The organism is Stenotrophomonas sp. PAMC25021 (assembly GCF_004795795.1).
Taxonomy (GTDB): Bacteria; Pseudomonadota; Gammaproteobacteria; order Xanthomonadales; family Xanthomonadaceae; genus Stenotrophomonas; species Stenotrophomonas muris.
Map to the genome: position 1 here is coordinate 3436262 of NZ_CP039255.1, position 19726 is coordinate 3455987.

The window sequence follows — 19726 nt, forward strand, 5'->3', positions numbered from 1 at the left end:
CCGACCGTTGGTCGGCACGCCTCTACAGATCCTGCAACACCACCTGCGCCGCGTTGTGCCCCGGTGCACCGGTGACGCCACCGCCGGGGTGTGTGCCCGAACCGCACAGGTACAGCCCGGGCAGGGCGCCACGATAGCCGGCCTGGCCGACCATCGGCCGTGCCGAGAACAGCTGGTTGGCGCTCAGTGCGCCGTGGAAGATGTCGCCGCCGACCAGGCCGAAGGTGCGTTCCAGATCCAGCGGCGACAGCACCTGCCGACCGAGCACGCTGGCGGTGAAGCCGGGCGCATGCCGTTCGACGGTGGCGATCATCAGGTCGGCCACGGTCTCCCGGTGATCGTCCCAATGGCGGCCTTCAGGCAACACCGGCGCCACATGCTGGCAGAACAGGCTGGCCACGTGCTGCCCGGGCGGCGCCAGCGAATCGTCCAGCGTGCTCGGAATCAGCATTTCCACGATCGGTTCGCGCGCCCAACCGTCGCGGCGCGCATCCAGCCAGGCGCGGTCCATGTAATCCAGGCTGGGTGCCATGATGATGCCGGCGCCGAGGTGATCGCCGGGCCCGGGCAGGGCGCGGAACTCCGGCAGCCGCGACAGCGCCACGTTCATCCGGAACGTGCCGGAACCGCAGCGCCAGTTCGCCATGCGTTCGCGTGTCGCGTTGGGTACCTGTGCCGGTTCCAGCAATTGTTCGTACAGCAGTTTCGGATTGACGTTGGCGACCACCGTGCGTGCGCGCAGGATCTCGCCGTTGGCCAGTTCGACGCCCACCGCGCGGCCCTGTTCGATTCGCACGCGCTGCACGCCGGCCTCCACGCGCAGTTCCGCCCCGGCCTCGCGTGCCGAGGCTGCAATCGCCTGGCTGATCGCGCCCATGCCGCCGATCGCATGGCCCCACGCACCCTTCACGCCATTGCACTGGCCGAATACGTGGTGCAGCAGTACGTAGGCACTGCCCGGTGTATAGGGGCTTGCGTAGTTGCCGACGATGCCATCGAAGCCGAACAGCGCCTTGATCGGTTCGCTTTCGAACCAGCGATCCAGATACTCGGCTGCCGACAGCGTGAACAGGTCCAGCAGCTCCTGCCGCAGCGAGGCATCCAGCGTGGCCAGTTCACGACCAAGACGACCCATCTGCCACAGCGCAGGCAACGCGCGCCAACCACCGGCAACGCCGGCATCCGGTGGCGCGCGCAGGGCCCACGCGCGCAGCACATCGGCGAAGATCTCCAGGCGCGCTTCGTATTCGGGAAGCCGCTGCGCATCCCGCTCGGAGAACTTCGCGACCTCTGCCTGGGTGCGGCCCGGTGCCGACAGCAGGTAACGACCATCCTCCATCGGCAGGAAGTTGTTGACCGGGCGATTGATGATGCGCAGCCCATGCGCATGCAGTTGCAGGTCGTCGATCACCTTGGGCTGCAGCAGGGACACCGTGTACGACGCCACCGAGTTGCGGAAGCCGGGATGGAATTCCTCGGTGACTGCGGCACCGCCGAGAACGCCACGACGTTCCAGCACCAGCACCTTCTTTCCAGCGCGCGCCAGATAGGCCGCGCAGACCAGGCCGTTGTGGCCGCCACCAACGACGATCGCATCCCAGGACATCAACACCTCGCAAAAAGGGGACGGAGGGGATTAAGTCGCAATCTGCATCTGCACACGGGGCATGGGGAGAAACGACTTAATCCCCTCCGTCCCCTTTTTTGATTGCCGCTTCGATGGTGGCGATGTCGATCTTCTTCATCGGCATCATCGCGTTGAAGGCGCGCTTGGCCAATGCCTTGTCCTTGCTGGTCACGGCTTCGATCAACATGCGCGGGCTGATCTGCCAGGAGATGCCCCAGCGATCCTTGCACCAGCCGCATTGGCTTTCCTGTCCACCGTTGCCGACGATCGCATCCCACAGGCGGTCGGTCTCGGCCTGGTCCTCGGTCTGGATCTGGAAGGAAAACGCTTCACTGTGCTTGAACGCGGTGCCGCCGTTGAGGCCGACGCAGGGAATGCCGCAGACGGTGAACTCGACCGTCAGCACGTTGCCTTCCTTGCCATCCGGAAAGTCGCCGGGGGCGTGATGCACGGCGATCACCGCGCTGTCGGGCAGGATGCTGGCGTAGAAGGTGGCGGCCTCGAGCGCGCCGTTGTCGTACCAGAGGCAGATCGTGTTCTTGTGTGCCATGTCGGGGCTCCGCGATGGACGAAGCCGCAGCGATAGCACGCGCGGTGTTAACCCGGGATCGTGCTGCACCCGCAAAAAAAGGGCGCCCGAAGGCGCCCCCTGTACTACGGGTAGTGCGCGTGGCTCAGCGCCAGACCTTGATCTGGTCGGCTTCGCTGCGCTGCATCGGCTGGCCGGCCTTGCAGCTGAAGGTGGAACCGAATGCCGGCAGGTTGGCCAGCGTGCCGTTGCTGCGCCACAGGCCCGGCGCGCGGATGTCGGCGGTCAGGCGGCGCACGGCCTCGTTCGGCGACAGCTGCTGTGCCCACAACGCCGACCAGGCGCGGAAGAAGCCCTGCTGCTGTGCCGGCTTGGCCTTCGGCTCCTGCGCGGTATAGGCCGCCCAGGCCAGTTCCAGACCGGCGATGTCGGCCAGGTTCTCTTCCTGGGTGAGCGTGCCGTTGACCTTGGCACCCTTCACGCCCGGGAAATCGTAGGCGCTGTACTGCGCGGCCACGCGGTTGCCAAGCAGGGTCCAGGCGGTCTTGTCGGCCGGGGTCCACCAGCTGCGCAGTTCGCCCTTGGCGTCGACCAGTGCACCCTTGGCGTCGATCGCACGGGTCAGCTCATGGCCGACCAGGCCACCGAAGCTGCCGAACTTGTCGGCGGCGTCGGCCTTGGCATTGAACACCGGGCCCTGCAGGATCGCCGCGGTAACGATCAGGCGGTTCTGTGCCAGGTCGTAGGCCAGCGACGGCTGCTGCGGCAGCACGTCCCAGCGGCGGTCGGCGTTGCCCTTGCCGATGCGCTTCATTTCCTCGCGGTGGCGCCAGGTCGACGCGATCAGCATGTTGCCGCCGAACGAACCGCGGCCCATCGGCTGCACGCTGTAGTCGAGGTCGCGCAACGGGGTGCCGATCTCGATCTTCAGCGCAGCCAGCTTGGCCTGCGCTTCGGTCTTGGCTTCGGCGCTCATCCAGCTGTTGTTCTTGACCGCCTCGATCTGCACTTCGCGCAGCTTGTCGACGATCCACGCCGCCTGGCGACGGTCTTCGGCCGACAGGTAACGGGCCGCGTATTCGCGGCCGACCATCGGGCCGGCGGCCACGTTGATCGCCTCCAGCACGTCTTCCCAGCGCTGCGGCGGCAGCGTTTCGCCACGCAGCACGCGGCCACGGAATTCAAACTCCGCGTCGCGGTAGGCCTTGGACAGGTACGGTGCCATCGAGTCGCCCACGCGCCAGCGCAGGTAGGCCTTCCACTGGTCCGGCTTGAGCTTGGTGACCATGCCATCGAGCTGCTTGAACAGGCCCGGGTCGGCCAGCGAGACCAGGTCGTCGTCCACGCCCTGTGCCTTCAGGAACGCGTCCAGCTGCAGGTTGCGGTAACGGCTGTTGAGCTCCTTGGTGGAGATCGGCGCGTAGTTGTTGAACGGGTTGTTGATGCCGGCCAGCGATTGCGCATTGCGCGCCAGCTCGGTCTCCAGCGCGATCACCGACTGCGATTCGGCATCGAGCCTGGCCGCCGGGGTGCCGGTCAGCGCCAGGATCTGCTTGACGTAGTTGCGGTAGCGCCCCATCAGCGCCACGGTATCGGCGTCGGTGCGGGTATAGAACGCCGGGTCCGGCAGGCCCATGCCGCCCTGCATGAAGTAACCGATGTGGCGGTCCAGTGCCTTCAGGTCGACGTCCGGGCCGAAGTTGAAGGCCACCGGGATGCCCACCTGGTGCAGCGCGGCGATCGAGGCCGGCACATCCTTGGCCTTCTTGATGGCGTTGATGCGGGTCAGCAGCGGCGCGATCGGGTTGGAGCCGTCCGCTTCCACGGCGGCTTCGTCCAGGCCGCTGGCCCAGAAGTCGCCCAGCAGCTTCTGCACGTTGCCCTGCGGCGACTTCATCGCTGCGTCGAGCAGTTCACGCTGCTGCTGGCGGCTGCGCTCGACCAGCTGGCCGAGCGCGGTGGTGGCACCGGTCTGCGGCACCGGGTTGGCCTTCAGCCAGCCTGCATTGGTGGCGTCGTAGAAGTCGCTGCACTGGGCGCTGACGGCCGGGGCGCGCGCGGCCTTCTTCTTGGCGGCGAACGCATCGTGGGTCGGGACCAGGGTCGCCAGGCTGATGCCCAGGGCGATGGCAAGCGGACGGAAATTGGGCATGTGGAACGAATCCGTGATGGATTGAGGGCGCGCGCACTATAGCAAGCTGTGCATGGGCGCGGCATGCACGCGTCACGGTGGCGCCGCTGGGCCGTGCGCCGACCAGGGTCGGCATCTACCAACGGCCTGAGCCATGCGTGGATGACGGGCGCTGTGAAAAACAAAGGCCCGGGATTCCCGGGCCTTTGCAGGTCTGCCGCAGCGTCAGCCGTGGCTTACCAGATCACCACCTGCTGCTCGCCGGTGCGGGCCATCGGCGAACCGGCCTTGCACTGGAACGCGGCAGCGAAGGTCGGCAGGTTCGACGGCGCACCCATGGCACGGAACTGCGCCGGGGCGTGCGGGTCGGTGGCCAGGCGGACCTTGGCGTTTTCCGGGGTGTACTTGGTGCGCCACACGGTGGCCCAGTTGAAGAAGAAGCGCTGGTCGCGGGTGAAGCCGTCGACCTTCGCATCTTCCTTGCCGGCGGTCGCCTTCTGCAGGGCGTCGTAGGCGGTGGCCAGGCCGCCCAGGTCGGCGATGTTCTCGCCCAGGGTCAGGTGGCCGTTCACTGCCTGGCCGTCGACCTTGTACTGGTCGAACTGCTTGACCAGCTTGCCGGTGAGGCCTTCGAAGTTCTTCTTGTCGGCCGGGGTCCACCAGTCTTCCATGTTGCCGGTCGGCCCGAAGCGTGCGCCCTGGTCGTCGTAACCGTGGGTCATCTCATGGCCGATCACCGCACCGATGCCGCCGTAGTTCAGCGCGTCGTCGGCCTTCGGATCGAAGAACGGCGGCTGCAGGATGGCGGCCGGGAACACGATCTCGTTCTGCAGCGGGTTGTAGTAGGCGTTGACGGTCTGCGGGGTCATGCCCCACTCGGTCTTGTCCACTGGCTTGCCGATCTTGGACAGGTTGAACTTGTAGTTGAACTCGTTGGCCGCGCGCACGTTGCCCAGGTAGCTGTCGCGCTGGGTCTGCAGGCCCGACCAGTCGCGCCACTTGTCCGGGTAACCGATCTTCGGGGTGAAGGTTTCCCACTTGGCGATGGCCTTGGCCTTGGTTTCCTCGCTCATCCAGCTCAGGCCCTGGATGCGGTCCTTCAGCGAGGCGGCCAGGTTCTTCACCAGTTCTTCCATCTTCGCCTTCGCTTCCGGCGAGAAGGCCACCTTCACGTACAGCTGGCCGAAGGCTTCACCGGCATCGTTTTCGATGGTGCCCAGCACACGCTTCCAGCGCGGCTTCTGCTCCTTCTGGCCGTTGAGGGTCTTGCCGTAGAACTCGTAGTTCTCCTGCACGAAGGCATCGGCCAGGTACGGCGAGGCGCTGTCCACGGTGTGGAAGCGCAGGTAGGCGCGCCACACCGACGGATCGGTGTCGGCCAGCGACTTGCTCACTTCCTCATGGAAGGCCGGCATGGCCAGCGAGAACTTCTCCGGCGCGGCCACGCCCTGCGACTTGAAGAACTCGGTCCAGCTGAAGTTCGGGGTCAGCTTGTCGGCGTCGGCCAGGGTGACCGGGTTGTAGTACAGCTCGACGTTGCGCGACAGCTCCACGCGCGACTTGGAGGCATTGGCCAGGCGGGTTTCGAACTTGACCACGTCCTCGGCCTGCTTGGCTGCATCGGCCGCGGCCACGCCGGACAGCTCCAGCACCTTGGCGACATGCGCCTGATAGGCCTTCAGCTTGTCGGCGTTCTTGGCATCGGTGTAGTAGGTGGTATCCGGCAGGCCCAGGCCGCCCTGGCTGGCATAGGCCATGTTCACGCCGGAGTTCTTGAAGTCGGCTTCAGCGCCGAAGCCGAACAGGAGGTTGTCACCCTTGGCGGCGCTGGTGCGCAGGTAGTTGGCGATGGCCGCCTTGTCCTGCAGGCCGTCGATCGCAGCCAGGTCGGCCTTCAGCGGCTCGATGCCCTGGGCGTTGATCTTGGCTTCGTCCATGCCGGTGGCCCACAGGTCGCCGACGATCTTCTCGATGTGGTTCGGATTCTTGACCTGCGCAACCTGTTCGGCCAGCTGGTGCTGCACGGCCACCGAACGTTCGTCGAGGATGGTGAACGCGCCCCAGCTGGTGCGGTCGCCCGGGATTTCATTGGCGGCCAGCCACTTGCTGTTGACGTAGTCGCCGAAGGCGGTGCACGCGTCCTTGGTGGTGTCCAGGTCGCTCGGCTGGAAGGCGTTGTAGGCCGGCAGCTTGCTGTCGTCCAGCTTGTAGGTGGTGGCTTCGGCGGTGGCCGGGGCGGGGGTCGCGGCATCCTTGGCCGGGGTTTCGTTCTTGCCGCAGCCGGCCAGCACGGCCGACACGGCCAGGCTGAGCAGGACGATCTTGGGAGTGCGCGTCATCACTATTCTTGGCCTCCAGGCCGAGTGAGTCAGGGAGAAGCCGCAGGTACGGCCGTGGGCCGAACGATACGCCGCCGGCCTGGCCTGCAAGGGTGTCGAAGGTCATGTCCGGGCGCAAGGGCCAGAACGTGCAAGGGCGCCCCGTGGGCGCCCTTGCAGGAAGCGGTGCGGCTTACAGGCCGCCGCCGCCGCAGCCCTTGCCCAGGTAGTCGTCGATCAGCCTGAGCTGGTCACCCATGATCGCGCGGGTCCAGGCGGGACCATGCGCGTAGTCGGCGATGGCGTGGAACTCGACCGGCTGCCCCGAACCCCTGGCCTTGTTCACGAACCACTCCGACTGCTCGATCGGCACCGTGCGGTCGCGGTCACCGTGGTAGACCATCAATGGAATCTTCATTTCACCGGCCTTGTCGACCGGGTTGAGGCCGGCCACGGTCGGCGCCTGGGCCTGGCGGAAGAACGGGTTGGTATAGAAGCGCGACCAGATCTTCTTGATGTCCGAAACGCCGGCACCGGCGATGGCGCACTTGTACAGGCCATTGGGACGCACCGAAGCCGCGAACGCCGAGTAGCCGCCATAGGAGAAGCCGAACATGGCGATGTGGCCGGGCTGGGCGATCTTCTGGTCGATCATCCACTGCGCGCCATCGTCCTTGTCGTCCTGCATCTTCTGGCCCCATTCGGCATCACCGGCCATCCACAGCTTGCGGCCCCAGTCGGCCGAGCCGCGGAACTGCGGGCGCAGGACCGCCATGCAGCGTGATGCCATCAGCGGTACCCACATCGAGCCGTCGAAGTCCATGCCATCGCGCGCCCACGGGCCGCCGTGCGGATGCACCACGGCTTTCCACGGGCCGGCACCGCACAGCTCGGTGCTGGGCGTGGTCAGGAATGCCGGAATGTCCAGCCCGTCGCGTGCCTTGTAGTAGACCAGCCGGGTGGTGCCCAGCGCGGCTGGCTGGATCTGCGGATAGGTCTTGGCCAGCAGGGTCAGCTTGCCGTCGTGCAGCAGGTGATACTCGGGCGGGTTGGAAGGGCCGGAGGTAGCCACCAGCACATTGGAAAGATCGGCGGTGTAGTCGACGATGCGGTAGCTCAGGCCTGTATCGTAGTTGGCGGTGTAGCGCTGGCCGTTCGCGGTATCGACCATCGCCAGCGGCTCCTGGCGGATGCCAAGCGCCTGGCGCAGCCCCTGGTCCAGGGCCTTCATGCGCGGAGAGGTCCACTGGATGTCGTCGCCGCGCGGACCGGCGTAGCCGATTCCCATGATCTCGCCGAAGGGTACCGCACCGCTCCGGTGGCGGTTGATCAGCATCGAGCCGGCGTTGAACAGTTTGTGCTCGAACAGCACTTCCTTCTGCTTGCGGGCCGTGATGTCGTACTCGTAGACGATTGATTTGTCGCGGCCGACATTGCTGAGTACGAACGCGATGTTCGGATCATCGGCAAAGCCGATCACCTGGTTAACGTCGCGGTTCTTCACGTAGGAGCGGAAATGCTCCTCCCAGGCACCGTTGGCAGGCGAGCGGAACTCGGTGGCGACGTAGGCGCCGGTACCGTCGACGTCCTGCCGCAGGCGTGCCCGCAGTTCACTGTCCAGGTCGGTGAGATAGCCCGCCACGCGCTCTTCGGTCTTCTGGATGCGCTGGGAGGTGAAGTTGCGCAGGTCGACCTTGTAGACGTCACCGGAACTGCTGCCCGAACCGTTGACCACCAGGATGTGGTCGGGATCGTTGGGCAGGGTGTCGAGCACCGTGGCGTTGGCCAGTGCCTGCTCGAGCTCTTCATTGCGACTGGAGGCGCGCGGCGGCGTGATCGGCTCCTTCCACTGCTTGCCTTCGATGTCGGTGATGAAGAACTTGCTGACGAAGGTCTTGGTCACCCGGTCGGCGCGCAGGTCGTAGGGTTGCCACAGCACGACGGCCAGCTGTCCGTTCTTGATGAACGACACGCTCTGGAACTTCATGCGGTTGGCGCCGATCACCGTGGGTGGCTTGTCCAGTGCATCGGTCCGCCAAACCACGATCACGCGCTCCTCGCCATCGGCGCGAAGGCCGGCGATGTGTTTTCCGTCTGGTGACAACGACAGGCTGGAGATGGCCGGGAAGGCGGCCATCTGTTCGATGGTGGGCGCCACAGGCTTGGCGTGCAGCAACGGTGAAAGGCTGGCCAGGGCCGCCAGCAGCAGGGCTCGCTTCATTGCAACCTCGGAATGCGTTGGCACCGGCTTGCGGAGAATCCGGTGCCTGAAATGGAACCGCCGCCCCGAAGGGCGGCGGTTGCAGGGAGCAGGATCAGAACGAACGCGTGATGTTCAGGAAGTAGCTGCGACCGAAGTAGTCGAAGCCGCTGTACAGCAGCGCGTTGCCGACGGTGCTGTAGACACCCTGCGAGATGGTCGGCGGCTTGCGGTCGGCGAAGTTGCGCACGCCACCGGTGACCGACCACTTGTCCGCTTCATACTTCACCGAGATGGCCTGCAGGAAGTAGTTCGGGGTGTACAGCTTGTACGCCGAGGTGGCCGGATCGAAGTCACCCGGGTTGCGCTCCTCGTAGTACGCGTAGCTGTCCATCTTGTCGATCCAGTCCAGGCCGTAACGCACCTGCCAGTTCTTCCACTTGTAGCTCAGGTCCAGCGAGGCGGTGTTCTCCGGACGCGACAGCATGCCGTTGTAGTCCACCAGCGGATCGTCGGAGAAGACCTTGCTGGCCTGTTCCAGGTAGTGGGTGAACTGCAGCGTGGTGCGCAGGGTGCCCGGGCCGATTTCGCGGACATAGCGGGTGGTGAAGTCCAGGCCACGGACCTTGTCGGTGGACAGGTTGATGAAGCCGTTGGTCACCACCAGTTGGTTGTTGACCGGGTTGCGGGCCACCAGGCGGCACAGACCCGAACCGGAGGAGAAGTCGGCACTGCCGCTGTCGTAGCAGCGCGACAGGATGTTCGCGCCGCCCGCGCTGTCGACGCCGTTCTTCACTTCGATGTCGAAGTAGTCGGCGGCGAAGGACAGGTCACCGAAGCCGCTGCCGAATTCCGGCTGGATCACCACGCCCAGGGTCTTGGCCTTGGAGGTTTCGGCTTCCAGGCCGGCCTCGGCACCACCCTGGGTGACCACGGTCACGCCCTGGGTGGCCAGGTAGTCCGGTGCCAGGCCCAGCGATGCGCAGTTCTGGTAACGCGGCGAGCTCGGGTTGCGATCACCATACTCGTTGCAGGGGTCGGCACTGCTGCTCAGGAAGCCGGTGGTGCCGCCCAGGAACTGTTCGAACAGCGCCGGTGCGCGGTAGGAGGTGCCGTACGACGCACGGAACGACAGCCACTTCACCGGGGTCCACAGCGCGCCGATCTTGTAGGTCTCATCCGAGCCGTAGGACTTGTAGTCGGTGTAGCGGCCGGACAGGTTGACCGTCAGTTCCTCGGCAGCGGTGACGCCGGACAGCAGCGGCAGTTCCAGTTCGCCGTAGGCTTCGAACACCGAGTCCGAACCGCGGGTCGGAGTGGCGTTGGTCAGGTTGTACAGGTCGGCATTGATCGAGTACGGCGACGGGGTGTCGTCGATGCGTGCCTTGCGGTACTCGACGCCGAATGCACCACCGGCCGAACCGTACGGCATGTCGAACAGCGGGCCGTTGACGTTGAAGTTGACCGTCGTTTCCTTGTACAGCGTGTTGCCGGTGACCGGCACGAACACCCAGTCCTTCCAGTCCTGCGGCAGCTTGCCACCGATGGTGTTGGTGTTCAGCGCCGGCGCGGCGATGCAGCCGTTGGAACCGTCCCGGCAGACATAGCCACCGGCACCGTTGGAGACCACGTCCAGGCTCTGGCGCAGGCGGCTGGTCAGGAAGCTCTCGAAGGTGTAGTCGGCGTCGCTGCGCGAGTGCATGACGTTGAAGTCATAGTTCCACTCCGAGCTCAGGTGGCCACGCAGGCCGGCATTGAAGCGCAGGAAGTCGACGTTCTGCTTGTTGGTGTCGTTGCCGAAACCGATGAACGCACGCACGCCCAGGTTCTTGCCGCTGGTCTGGTCGGTCGGAGCACCGGCAACGCTGTCACGCAGGTTGGCCGGGATCAGCGGGCTGCCCACGGCATAGTCCAGGGTCAGCTGGCGATAGCCGGTCTGGGTCGACTTGCGCTTGTTGCCCAGGAACTCGTAGTACAGCTCGGCATCGCCCAGTGCGTTGAGGTCGAAGCCACCCTGCAGGTACAGGGTGTGGGTCTTGGTCGGCGAGATCAGCGACTGGTTGCGCATGGCCGGATCGAAGGTGTCGCGGGTGTTCAGGTCCACGCCTTCGTAGCCCACCAGGCCGGTGGTGATGGCCGCATTCGGGCGCCAGCGGTTGAAGCGGGTGCCGGCGCCGCCCGGGGCCGCAACACCGGTACGGGTGTTGGTGCCGATGGTGTTCAGCGTGGTGCCGCCGGCATCGAGCGACCAGCACTTCGGCTTGCCGGTCAGCGGGTCGATGAAGTCGCCGCTGCCCCAATAGTCGCCCGCGTCGATGTCGCGGTACATGTCGGTCGGGCAGCCACCGGCCCAGCTGCGGTCGGCCAGGGTCAGCTCGTTGCGGGTGTAGTACTCATAGGAGCCGGAGAAGTGCGAGCGCTCGCCGGTGGCACCGAACATGATGGAGTAACGGCGCTCTTCACCGCCGCCGCCATCGGTGGCGTTGTGCTGTGCTTCGAAGCTGACGCCATCGACCTTCTTCTTGGTGATGATGTTGATTACGCCGGCAACGGCGTCGGAGCCGTAGATCGAGGACGCACCGTCCTTCAGGATTTCGACGCGGTCGACGATCGAGTTCGGCAGCACGTTCAGGTCGGTCGAGCCCACCGAGCCGCGGGTACCGGCCGGCGACACGCGGCGGCCATTGAGCAGGATCAGGGTGCGGGTCGGGCCGAGGCCGCGCAGGCCCAGGGTGTTGGCGCCCGGGCCACCGTCGGTGACGTAGCCGCCATAGGCGTTGTTGATCTGCGCCGCACCGGCGGTGACCGCGGTGCTCTGCAGGGCCGCCGTGGTCGAGTTGAAGCCGGCCAGGGTGGTTTCTTCACGGGTGACGACCTGCACCGGCGAGACCGAGTTGAACACGTCGCGGCTGATGCGCGAGCCGGTGACGGTCACCGTATCCAGATTGGTGGCCTTGGACTTGGATGCCTCTTCGGTGGTCTGCGTCGAGCCCGAGGCGTCCTGTGCGATCGCCGGGGCAGCCGCAGCGAGCAGCACGGCGGAGGCGAGGGCGAAGCTCAGCGGGTGCTTGCTGAGCGACTTGCGATTGATCATCTGAAATCCCCTTGAATCGAATGATTGCGTCGTACACCGGGACAGGTCCTTGTCGGCGTCTCCGTGTGCCCCTTGCCCGGGGTCGGCAGCGTGCTGCCACCCGGCGCTGGTACCGGCTTCACGTGCCGATGACCCGAGATTAACACGACATTAACCGAGCCTGTCAAACGTTCACGAGGGAGTCATGAAGCTGTGGGTGATGGGCGCGCCTTGCAGTGACAGGAGCGCCCATTTCTCCTTCATCTCATTGATATGTATTGATTTGTTTCGGTTCATGTCAAACGTGTCTGAACCGTGAACGGGATGTGGCCGTGCTGTGCGACGGACAAAAAAAGGCCCCGCCGAAGCGGGGCCTGGTCCAGACACGCAGTCCGGAATACGACGGGATCAGAAGTCGTACTTGACCTGGGCCGAGATCTGACGGCCGTAGACGCTGTAGAAGCCGTCGTTGAACGGGGTCGATTCGTTGCCCGGGTAGTTGTAGCGCTGGCCTTCCGGCAGCTTGTTGAACACGTTGTTGACCATCAGCGACAGGGTCAGATCGTCCTGCGCCTGGTAGTTCAGGCTCATGTTGTAGGTGGTGTACGAGCCCCACTTGCCGGCCTTGGCGCCGGAGGAGTGGAAGTAGTCATAGCTGCGGCCGGTGTAGGCCAGGTAGTTCGGGGTGCTGCCGACGTAGTTGGCGTACAGGGTGGTGGTGAACTTGGAGATGGCCCAGCCCACCGACACATCGCCGCGCACCTTGGCGAAGTTGTCGTAGTACCACATGTTGTACGGATCGCTCAGCAGATCCAGCTTCTGTGCGCCCGGCAGCGGCACCACTTCACGCTTCAGCATGTTGGTGTAGTTGCCCGAGAACATCAGCGAACCGAAGCGGCCCAGGTCCTGCTGGTACTTGGCGCCGACGGTCACCGCTTCCAGGTTCTGGCTGGCCACGTTGAGCTTCGGGGTGTACACGCGGGCCAGGTTGCCACCGGCGTCGCGGGACACCCAGTCGGTCACGTTCTGGCAGCTGGCCGAGGTGTTGTTCGGCAGGCCGTTGCGGCACTGGTACTCGGCCAGCAGCAGCTGGTCGGTGCTCAGGGTCTTGACCTCGTTCTTGATCTTCCAGTTGTAGTAGTCGACCGACAGCGAGAAGTTGCTCACCGGGGCCCACACCACGCCCGCGCTCCACACGTCGGCGGTGATCGGCTTCAGGTCCGGGTTGCCGGACTTTTCGCTGTACACCGAGGTGGTCTTGTAGAACGAGCAGGCTTCGTCACGCAGCGCGTAGCCCATCTGGCTGCAGCGGTAGTAGTCGTTCTGGCCGGAGGCGAACGAGCCGCTCATGCCCTGGAAGGCATCGGACAGGGTCGGCGCACGGAATGCGGTGCCGTACTTGCCGCGCAGCAGCAGGCTCTCAACCGGGCGGTATTCCAGGCCGATGCTGTAGGTGGCCTTGTCAACGGTCTTGTCGGCGATCTTGAAGGCGTCGTAGCGGCCCGAGGCGCTGATGGTCAGCGACTCGAACACCGGCATGCGCAGTTCGCTGGTCACCGCGTAGTTGCTGCGGTGGCCGGCACCGGCCACGGCGGTGGCGCCCCAGGCGTTACCATCGACGAAGGCCTGGTCGGGCGAGTAATCCCAACCTTCGCTGCCACCTTCCAGCACCACGGCCAGGCCGGCGTCGCCGCCCGGCAGGGAGAACAGCGACCCGTTGGTCACCTGCACGCGACCCAGGTTCTGCCAGGTCTTGCTGCGGTGGGTGCCATAGCCGGTGAAGCTGGCGAACTGGTCCGGGGTGATCGGCGAGTAGAACGCGGCGTAGTCCGGGTTGTAGATGCCGAAGCCATCAGCGGTGGTACCCAGGCGCGGGCCCAGCACGGTGTCGCCGAAGAAGCCTTCGATCTTGTCCTTCCAGCGCGCGAAGCGGTTCTGGTCCAGGCGGTATTCGCCGCGGGTGAAGCTGGCGCTGTAGTCCCAGTCGCCGACCATGCCCTTGCCACCCAGGGTGACCTGGTAGGAACGGCTCTCATCGGAGTTCAGGATGTTGTTGTAGTGGCCCGGGCCGATTTCTTCCGGTGCGAAGGCGCGCTGCAGGTTCACGACCTTGCCCAGGCCCTGGTCGTAGAAGCCGCCCATCACCGACTTGGTGCCCCACCACAGGGCGCTGGAGCCGGAGGTGAACTCGGTCTTTTCCTTGCTGTACAGCACATCGGCGAACAGCTGGAAGTTGTCGTTCACGTCGAAGGTCATCGACGAGTAGAACTGGCCGCTGTTCTTGCCGTTCTTCAGGGTCTTGTAGCCGGCGCTGTACACCGAGCCGCACGATTCGCCCGATGCACGCTTGCCGACGGTGGTGGTGCCGTCGTACAGGCCTGCGACGTTGGCGCAGCGGGTCGGGTCCATCATGTACAGCTTGTTGTCGGCGTTGCCGATGACGGCAAAGTCGTTCGACGGCAGCTGTGCGGTATAGCCGACCGGGTTGTTCTGCTTGGTGATGTCACGCTGGTAGCCCCAGATCGGGCTGCCGTTTTCGATCTGCACGTTGACCAGCGCGTGGAAGCGGTCGTCGAATGCGTTGAAGCCCTTGGCGGCGCTGAAGCGGATGTTGCTGCCACCACCTTCGGTGTAGGTGCCGCCACGGATCGACATCGTGCCGCCGTCCATGCGTTCCTTCAGGATGATGTTGACCACGCCGGCGATCGCGTCCGAGCCGTACAGCGACGACTGGCCGCCCGGCAGGACCTCGATGCGCTCGACGATGTCGATCGGAATGCCGCTGATGTTGTTGAACGACTCGCTGCCGTTGTACAGCGCCGGATACGAGAGCATCGGGCGGCCGTTGATCAGGTACTTGGTGTAGCCCGGGTTCAGGCCGAACATGCCGGCGGCTTCGGCGCCCTGGGTGAACGCACCCGAGGTCTGTCCACCCTGCAGGCCGCCGGTGGTCAGCGACGACTGCTGCAGAACTTCAGCAACGCTGCTGAAGCCGCGGGTCTGGATGTCTTCGGCGGTGATGGACATCACCGGGGTCTGGGTTTCGACCTGGGTCTGCGGGATCAGCGAACCGGTGACGGTGATCTTGTCCAGGTTGGTCGCCTTGTCCTGGGCCATTGCCGGGGCGGCGGCCATCAGAGCGGACATCAGGGCGACGGCGAGCGTGTTGCGACGTGCGGTATTGCTGACGTGTTTCATGTAATTCCATTGGAGAGCAAAAACAAAAACGGCACTGCGCATGCGCCATCGCGCGGGCTGGAATATCCGGCTCCGCAGCTCAAAACAGTGCTCATCGAACGTAACATGAACTTAACAATCTGTGCACGAATCTGTCGCATTCCTGAATTTCAGTCAGCTTGCATCCAGCTTGTATGATGTCGGGTTATCCCCCTGACCCCGCCGGTGCCCGTTGTGAACAGTTCTCCCCGCCGTCCCCATGTCAGCCAGGTCCAGAAGGGACTTACGCCGCATGCCCGCATCCGCAACGTGATCGCGGTCGGTTCGGGCAAGGGCGGCGTCGGCAAGTCCACCACCTCGGTGAACCTGGCCGTGGCGCTGCAGCAGCTCGGTGCGCGCGTGGGCGTGCTCGATGCGGACATCTACGGGCCGAGCGTGCCGGCCATGCTGGGCCTGTCCGGTCGCCCGGAAAGCCCGGACAACAAGAGCATCGAGCCGTTGCGTGCCTTTGGCGTGGACACCATGTCGATCGGCTACCTGATCGAAGAGGACACGCCGATGATCTGGCGGGGCCCGATGGCCACCTCGGCGATGACCCAGCTGTTCAACGACACCCTGTGGGACGACCTGGATTTCCTGCTGATCGACCTGCCGCCGGGCACCGGTGACATCCAGCTGACCCTGACCCAGAAGATTCCGCTGGCCGGTGCGGTGATCGTCACCACGCCGCAGGACATCGCCACGCTGGACGCGAAGAAAGCGCTGAAGATGTTCGAGAAGGTCGAGGTGCCGGTGCTGGGCATCGTCGAGAACATGGCGGTGCACACCTGCAGCAGTTGCGGGCACATCGAGCACCTGTTCGGCGAGGGCGGCGGCGAGCGCATGGCCGCGCAGTACGGCGTGCCGCTGCTGGGCTCTCTGCCCCTGCAGATCGGCATCCGTGAACAGGGCGATGCAGGCACCCCGATCACCGTCGCCCAGCCGGATTCGGCGCCGGCCCAGGCCTACCGCCATGCCGCACAGCGCCTGATCGAGGAAGTGGGCAGGCGCCCGCGGGCTTCGATCCCGATCCTGTCGTCGCTGCTGTAAGGGCCGGGGCAGGGGCCGCCGGCCGAGGCCGGGCCCCTGCTAGAATCCTCGCGCCCCCTCGTACCCCCAGGACAAAGCATGAGCATCAAGAGTGACCGTTGGATCCGCCGCATGTCCGAGCAGCACGGCATGATCGAGCCGTTCGAGGCCGGGCAGGTGAAGCAGGCCAACGGCCAGCGCATCGTCAGCTATGGCACGTCCAGCTATGGCTACGACGTGCGCTGCTCGCGCGAGTTCAAGGTGTTCACCAACATCAACTCGACGATCGTCGATCCCAAGCACTTCGACTCGGGCAGCTTCGTCGACATCACCGCCGACGAATGCATCATCCCGCCGAACAGCTTCGCGCTGGCGCGTACCGTCGAGTACTTCCGCATCCCGCGCGATACCCTGGTGGTGTGCCTGGGCAAGAGCACCTACGCGCGCTGCGGCATCATCGTCAACGTGACGCCGCTGGAGCCGGAATGGGAAGGCCACGTCACCTTGGAATTCAGCAACACCACGCCGCTGCCGGCGCGCATCTACGCCAACGAAGGCGTGGCACAGATGCTGTTCTTCCAGGCGGCCGCCGACGACGTCTGCGAGACGTCCTACCGCGACCGTGGCGGCAAGTACCAGGGCCAGACCGGCGTGACCCTGCCGCGGACCTGACGATTGCAGGCGATTTGTAGAGCCGAGCCATGCTCGGCTGCCCTGCATTGAAGCCGAGCATGGCTCGGCTCTACATGAGGGAAGGCGGCGCAATGCGCCGCCTTCCTTATTTGCCGCGACCGAACAGCATCGCGATGCCGACACCAACCAGGGCCACCGGCCACCAGGTCAACAGCAGCTTGGACAGGTTCAGGTGCGTCCAGCCGAGATTGCTGGCGAGCATGAACAGGCCGATCAGGATCAGCAGGACGGCGGCAACGAGGTTGAATCGCATCGGGTCGGCGAAGGCTCAGGACTGGGCCGGATATCCTAGCCGTTCCTTCCAGTAGGCGACATGCTGGTCCAGCGCCGCCGGCTCGTAGCGGTGCGCCGGGCCACTGCCCCAGACCGGGCCCGGCCAGGCCGGATCACCGTCGTGGCGGCCGATGACATGGAAGTGCAGCTGGCGCACGATGTTGCCCAGCGCCCCGATGTTGATCTTCTCCACCCCGTCGGCACCCTTCAGGGCCTTGCAGGCGCGGTTGAGCTCGGTGCGCAGCTTGTCCTGCTGCTCGCCGTCCAGCTCGATCCACTCGGTCACCCCGGCCAGGCGCGGTACCAGCACCAGCCAGGGGAATCGTTCGTCGTTCATCAGCCGCACTTGCGACAACGGTCCTTCCGCCACCAGCACGCTATCGGTGGCCAGGCGTGAATCGAGTTCGAATTCGCTCATCCAAGATGCTCCGAGAAGAAGTCCAGGGTGCGTTGCAGCGCCAGGGCGGCGCTGTCTGGATCATACGCATGTCCGACCTCCCGGTTGAAGGCGTGATCGGCCGGATAGACGTAGGTGGCCATCTGCGGCAGCTTCTCGCGGTGGGCCTGGACCGCTTCCGGCGGGATGCTGCGGTCCTGGGCGCCGAAGTGGAAGATCACCGGGGCCTTGGGCGCCTCGTCGAGGAACTGCACGTTGCGCGCACCGTAGTAGCTGACCGACGGCAGCCCCAGGCGCAGTGCGGACAGCATCGCCACCGTGCCGCCCCAGCAGTAGCCGACGGTGCCGACCTTGCCGTAGGGCGCCAGTCGGGTGGCCGCCGCGCGCACGACCTCCAGCGCCCGTTCCATGCCCAGCGCGCCGACCCGTTCCAGGCCCTGCTTCACGCCCTCGGCGTCGTAGGGCAGCGCATCCGGGTCGGCGTCGGGGCCGTCGACCAGGTCGAAGAACGAGGGCGCCAGCACCGCATAGCCTTCGGCTGCGAAGCGCTCGGCCACGCTGCGGATGTGCGGATTGGCGCCGAAGATTTCCTGCACCACCACCAGGCCGCCGCGCGCGGTGCCGTCCGGCAGGGCCTGCCAGGCCCGTACCGGGCCGTGATGCGTATCCAGGGTGATCCACTCGGCCATCGTCATCTTCCTCGTTGCTGGGAACAGAGCTGCATTGTCGGCGCTGCGCCGGTTAGCGCGGCGTCAGCGGCTGTGCCGGATCGGGCGGCTGCGGGTTTGCGGCAGTGCGTTCCCAAGGCGGTGCAGAGGGCTGTTTCTGCATTGACCGGTGCACACCCGCAGCCTAAGCTTTCAGCCACGATGACATACAAGCCTCCGGCGCGAGCCGGGGGCTTTTTTGTTGTCCGCGTGTTGCGGGTCGCAACGCGCAACCGGTGGCTGTGACGGGCCAGCCACGATGACCCACTGCAGGCAGCCCCGAGCCTGATCACCCCGAACCCCAGCCGCCGCAAGGCGGCTTTTTCATTTCCAGGAGATTCAACACCATGTCCATCAATCAAGCCATTTCCGCCCAGGACTCCGCGCTGTACGTGAAGGCCGGTACCGCCCCGACCGCGCCGAACAATCCGGCCGGCTATACCGAAATCGACGGCCTGACCGCCTTCCCGTTCGGCCGCGGCCAGGCCAACACCCTTGATGCCACCAACCTGCGTTCCAAGCAGATGGAGAACATTGCGGGTCTGTCCGGCGGCCAGGCCGTGCAGGTGTCCGGCCACCGCTGGCCGGTCGGCAGCTCGGCAGGCCAGGAGATCCTGCGCGACGCCGATCCGGATGCCGACCTGCACTTCCTGATGGTGCTGCCCACCGGCGATGCCGCTACCTTCGTCGCCAAGGTCGCCGCCTTCAACGTGGCCCCGGGCACCAACCAGGTGCTGACGTTCACTGCGGACCTGCTGCCGCGTGAGTTCGCGCTGGTAACCGTGGCCGCTGGCGGCACCCCGTGATGCTGCTGGGCAAGCAGCAGATCCTGGACGCGCAGGATCGCCGGCACGAGGACGTCGCCGTACCCGAATGGGGCGGCAGCGTGCGCGTGGCGATGATGTCGGCGCGTGACCGTGATCGCTGGGAGCAGGAGACCTATGGCGGTGACACGCCCAAGGTGGATGACTTCCGCGCGCGATTCGTCGGCCTGTGCCTGGTCGATGAAATGGGCGAGCGCCTGTTCTCCGACCATGAGGTGGCCCAGCTGGGCACGAAATCGGCCGCGGCGCTGGATCGCGTGTTCCGTGTCGCGCAGACGCTCAATGCGCTCGGCGATGCGGCCGTGGGAGAGCTGGAAAAAAACTGATCCGCCGGCCTGAGCGCCGGCTTCAGTTCCGGATCGCGTGGAGGCTGGGCCTCCCGCATCCGGACCACCTGCTGGCGGGAGTGACCTCCCGCCAGCTCTCGGAGATGTATGCGTTCGCACGCCTGGAGCCGTTGGACCAGCCCCTGCAGGGGATGCTCGCCCAGCTGACCAGTGTGCTGGCGCAGGTGCACGGCAATACGACCACTGCCGACGACTTCCTGCTGGTGCGACCGCGTGCGTCGCCGGAGAGGGCGGCAAAGGAGCGCTCGCAGCAGCTGCTGGAACTGTTCGGCAGCGCATCGCGGCGCAACGCTGCGGCGTGATTCCGGGCGGGGCAGGGCATTGCTTCTCCGATGCGTGGCATGCAATCGAACCTGGGGCCC

The 19726-nt window shown here is 65.5% G+C and carries 15 protein-coding genes; 5 read left to right on the forward strand and 10 right to left on the reverse strand.

All coding sequences use genetic code 11. The annotated features are described in order from the left end of the window. Nucleotides 1-22: 22 nt before the first annotated feature. The 7 genes from E5790_RS15915 to E5790_RS15945 all read right to left on the reverse strand — a co-directional run bounded on the left by E5790_RS15915 (nt 23) and on the right by E5790_RS15945 (nt 15076). Nucleotides 23-1606 (reverse strand): NAD(P)/FAD-dependent oxidoreductase, encoded by a 1584-nt coding sequence (locus E5790_RS15915; protein WP_111206026.1) that lies wholly within the window; start codon nt 1604-1606, stop codon nt 23-25. 76 nt (nt 1607-1682) lie between these two features. After that, on the reverse strand, nt 1683-2177 hold the full coding sequence (locus E5790_RS15920; RefSeq protein ID WP_014647917.1) for a VOC family protein: 495 nt from the start codon (nt 2175-2177) through the stop codon (nt 1683-1685). Nucleotides 2178-2301: 124 nt separating this feature from the next. Then, the gene (locus E5790_RS15925) at nt 2302-4308 is read right to left on the reverse strand and encodes a M13 family metallopeptidase (RefSeq protein ID WP_111206025.1); all 2007 of its coding nucleotides are present in this window, start codon (nt 4306-4308) and stop codon (nt 2302-2304) included. A gap of 215 nt (nt 4309-4523) precedes the next feature. After that, nucleotides 4524-6626 (reverse strand): M13-type metalloendopeptidase, encoded by a 2103-nt coding sequence (locus E5790_RS15930; protein WP_111206024.1) that lies wholly within the window; start codon nt 6624-6626, stop codon nt 4524-4526. Between the two features lie 172 nt (nt 6627-6798). Next, entirely contained in the window at nt 6799-8826 is a 2028-nt protein-coding gene (locus tag E5790_RS15935) for a prolyl oligopeptidase family serine peptidase (protein ID WP_111206023.1), read from the reverse strand. Between the two features lie 94 nt (nt 8827-8920). Continuing rightward, a complete protein-coding gene (locus tag E5790_RS15940) occupies nt 8921-11899 on the reverse strand; it encodes a TonB-dependent receptor (protein WP_014647913.1) in 2979 nt (992 codons plus the stop codon). A gap of 387 nt (nt 11900-12286) precedes the next feature. Beyond that, nucleotides 12287-15076 (reverse strand): TonB-dependent receptor, encoded by a 2790-nt coding sequence (locus tag E5790_RS15945; protein ID WP_111206022.1) that lies wholly within the window; start codon nt 15074-15076, stop codon nt 12287-12289. Between the two features lie 213 nt (nt 15077-15289). Between E5790_RS15945 and apbC the strand changes: the two genes are divergently transcribed. Continuing rightward, the gene (gene apbC / locus E5790_RS15950) at nt 15290-16144 is read left to right on the forward strand and encodes an iron-sulfur cluster carrier protein ApbC (protein WP_014647911.1); all 855 of its coding nucleotides are present in this window, start codon (nt 15290-15292) and stop codon (nt 16142-16144) included. Between the two features lie 78 nt (nt 16145-16222). Continuing rightward, nucleotides 16223-16795 carry a dCTP deaminase gene (gene dcd, locus E5790_RS15955; RefSeq protein WP_014037995.1) on the forward strand — a complete coding sequence of 191 codons (573 nt, stop codon included), beginning with the start codon at nt 16223-16225 and terminating at the stop codon, nt 16793-16795. Between the two features lie 106 nt (nt 16796-16901). Here dcd and E5790_RS21935 read toward each other — a convergent pair whose 3' ends face one another. Genes E5790_RS21935 through E5790_RS15965 form a run of 3 tightly spaced genes read right to left on the reverse strand, consistent with a single transcriptional unit; the run spans nt 16902 to nt 18175 of the window. Continuing rightward, on the reverse strand, nt 16902-17069 hold the full coding sequence (locus E5790_RS21935; protein ID WP_005418011.1) for a DUF5668 domain-containing protein: 168 nt from the start codon (nt 17067-17069) through the stop codon (nt 16902-16904). Between the two features lie 15 nt (nt 17070-17084). Beyond that, nucleotides 17085-17507 carry an HIT family protein gene (locus E5790_RS15960; RefSeq protein ID WP_014647910.1) on the reverse strand — a complete coding sequence of 141 codons (423 nt, stop codon included), beginning with the start codon at nt 17505-17507 and terminating at the stop codon, nt 17085-17087. Continuing rightward, the gene (locus tag E5790_RS15965; RefSeq protein WP_032957503.1) at nt 17504-18175 is read right to left on the reverse strand and encodes a dienelactone hydrolase family protein; all 672 of its coding nucleotides are present in this window, start codon (nt 18173-18175) and stop codon (nt 17504-17506) included. The genes E5790_RS15960 and E5790_RS15965 overlap by 4 nt, the downstream gene beginning before the upstream one ends. Before the next feature lie 365 nt (nt 18176-18540). Between E5790_RS15965 and E5790_RS15970 the strand changes: the two genes are divergently transcribed. From E5790_RS15970 to E5790_RS15980, 3 genes are all read left to right on the forward strand, one after another. Next, nucleotides 18541-18999, forward strand: coding sequence for a hypothetical protein (locus E5790_RS15970; RefSeq protein ID WP_014037992.1), 459 nt, complete (start codon nt 18541-18543; stop codon nt 18997-18999). Next, on the forward strand, nt 18999-19343 hold the full coding sequence (locus tag E5790_RS15975) for a hypothetical protein (protein WP_014647908.1): 345 nt from the start codon (nt 18999-19001) through the stop codon (nt 19341-19343). The genes E5790_RS15970 and E5790_RS15975 overlap by 1 nt, the downstream gene beginning before the upstream one ends. Before the next feature lie 80 nt (nt 19344-19423). Further along, nucleotides 19424-19666 carry a hypothetical protein gene (locus tag E5790_RS15980; protein WP_227864145.1) on the forward strand — a complete coding sequence of 81 codons (243 nt, stop codon included), beginning with the start codon at nt 19424-19426 and terminating at the stop codon, nt 19664-19666. Nucleotides 19667-19726: the final 60 nt, after the last annotated feature.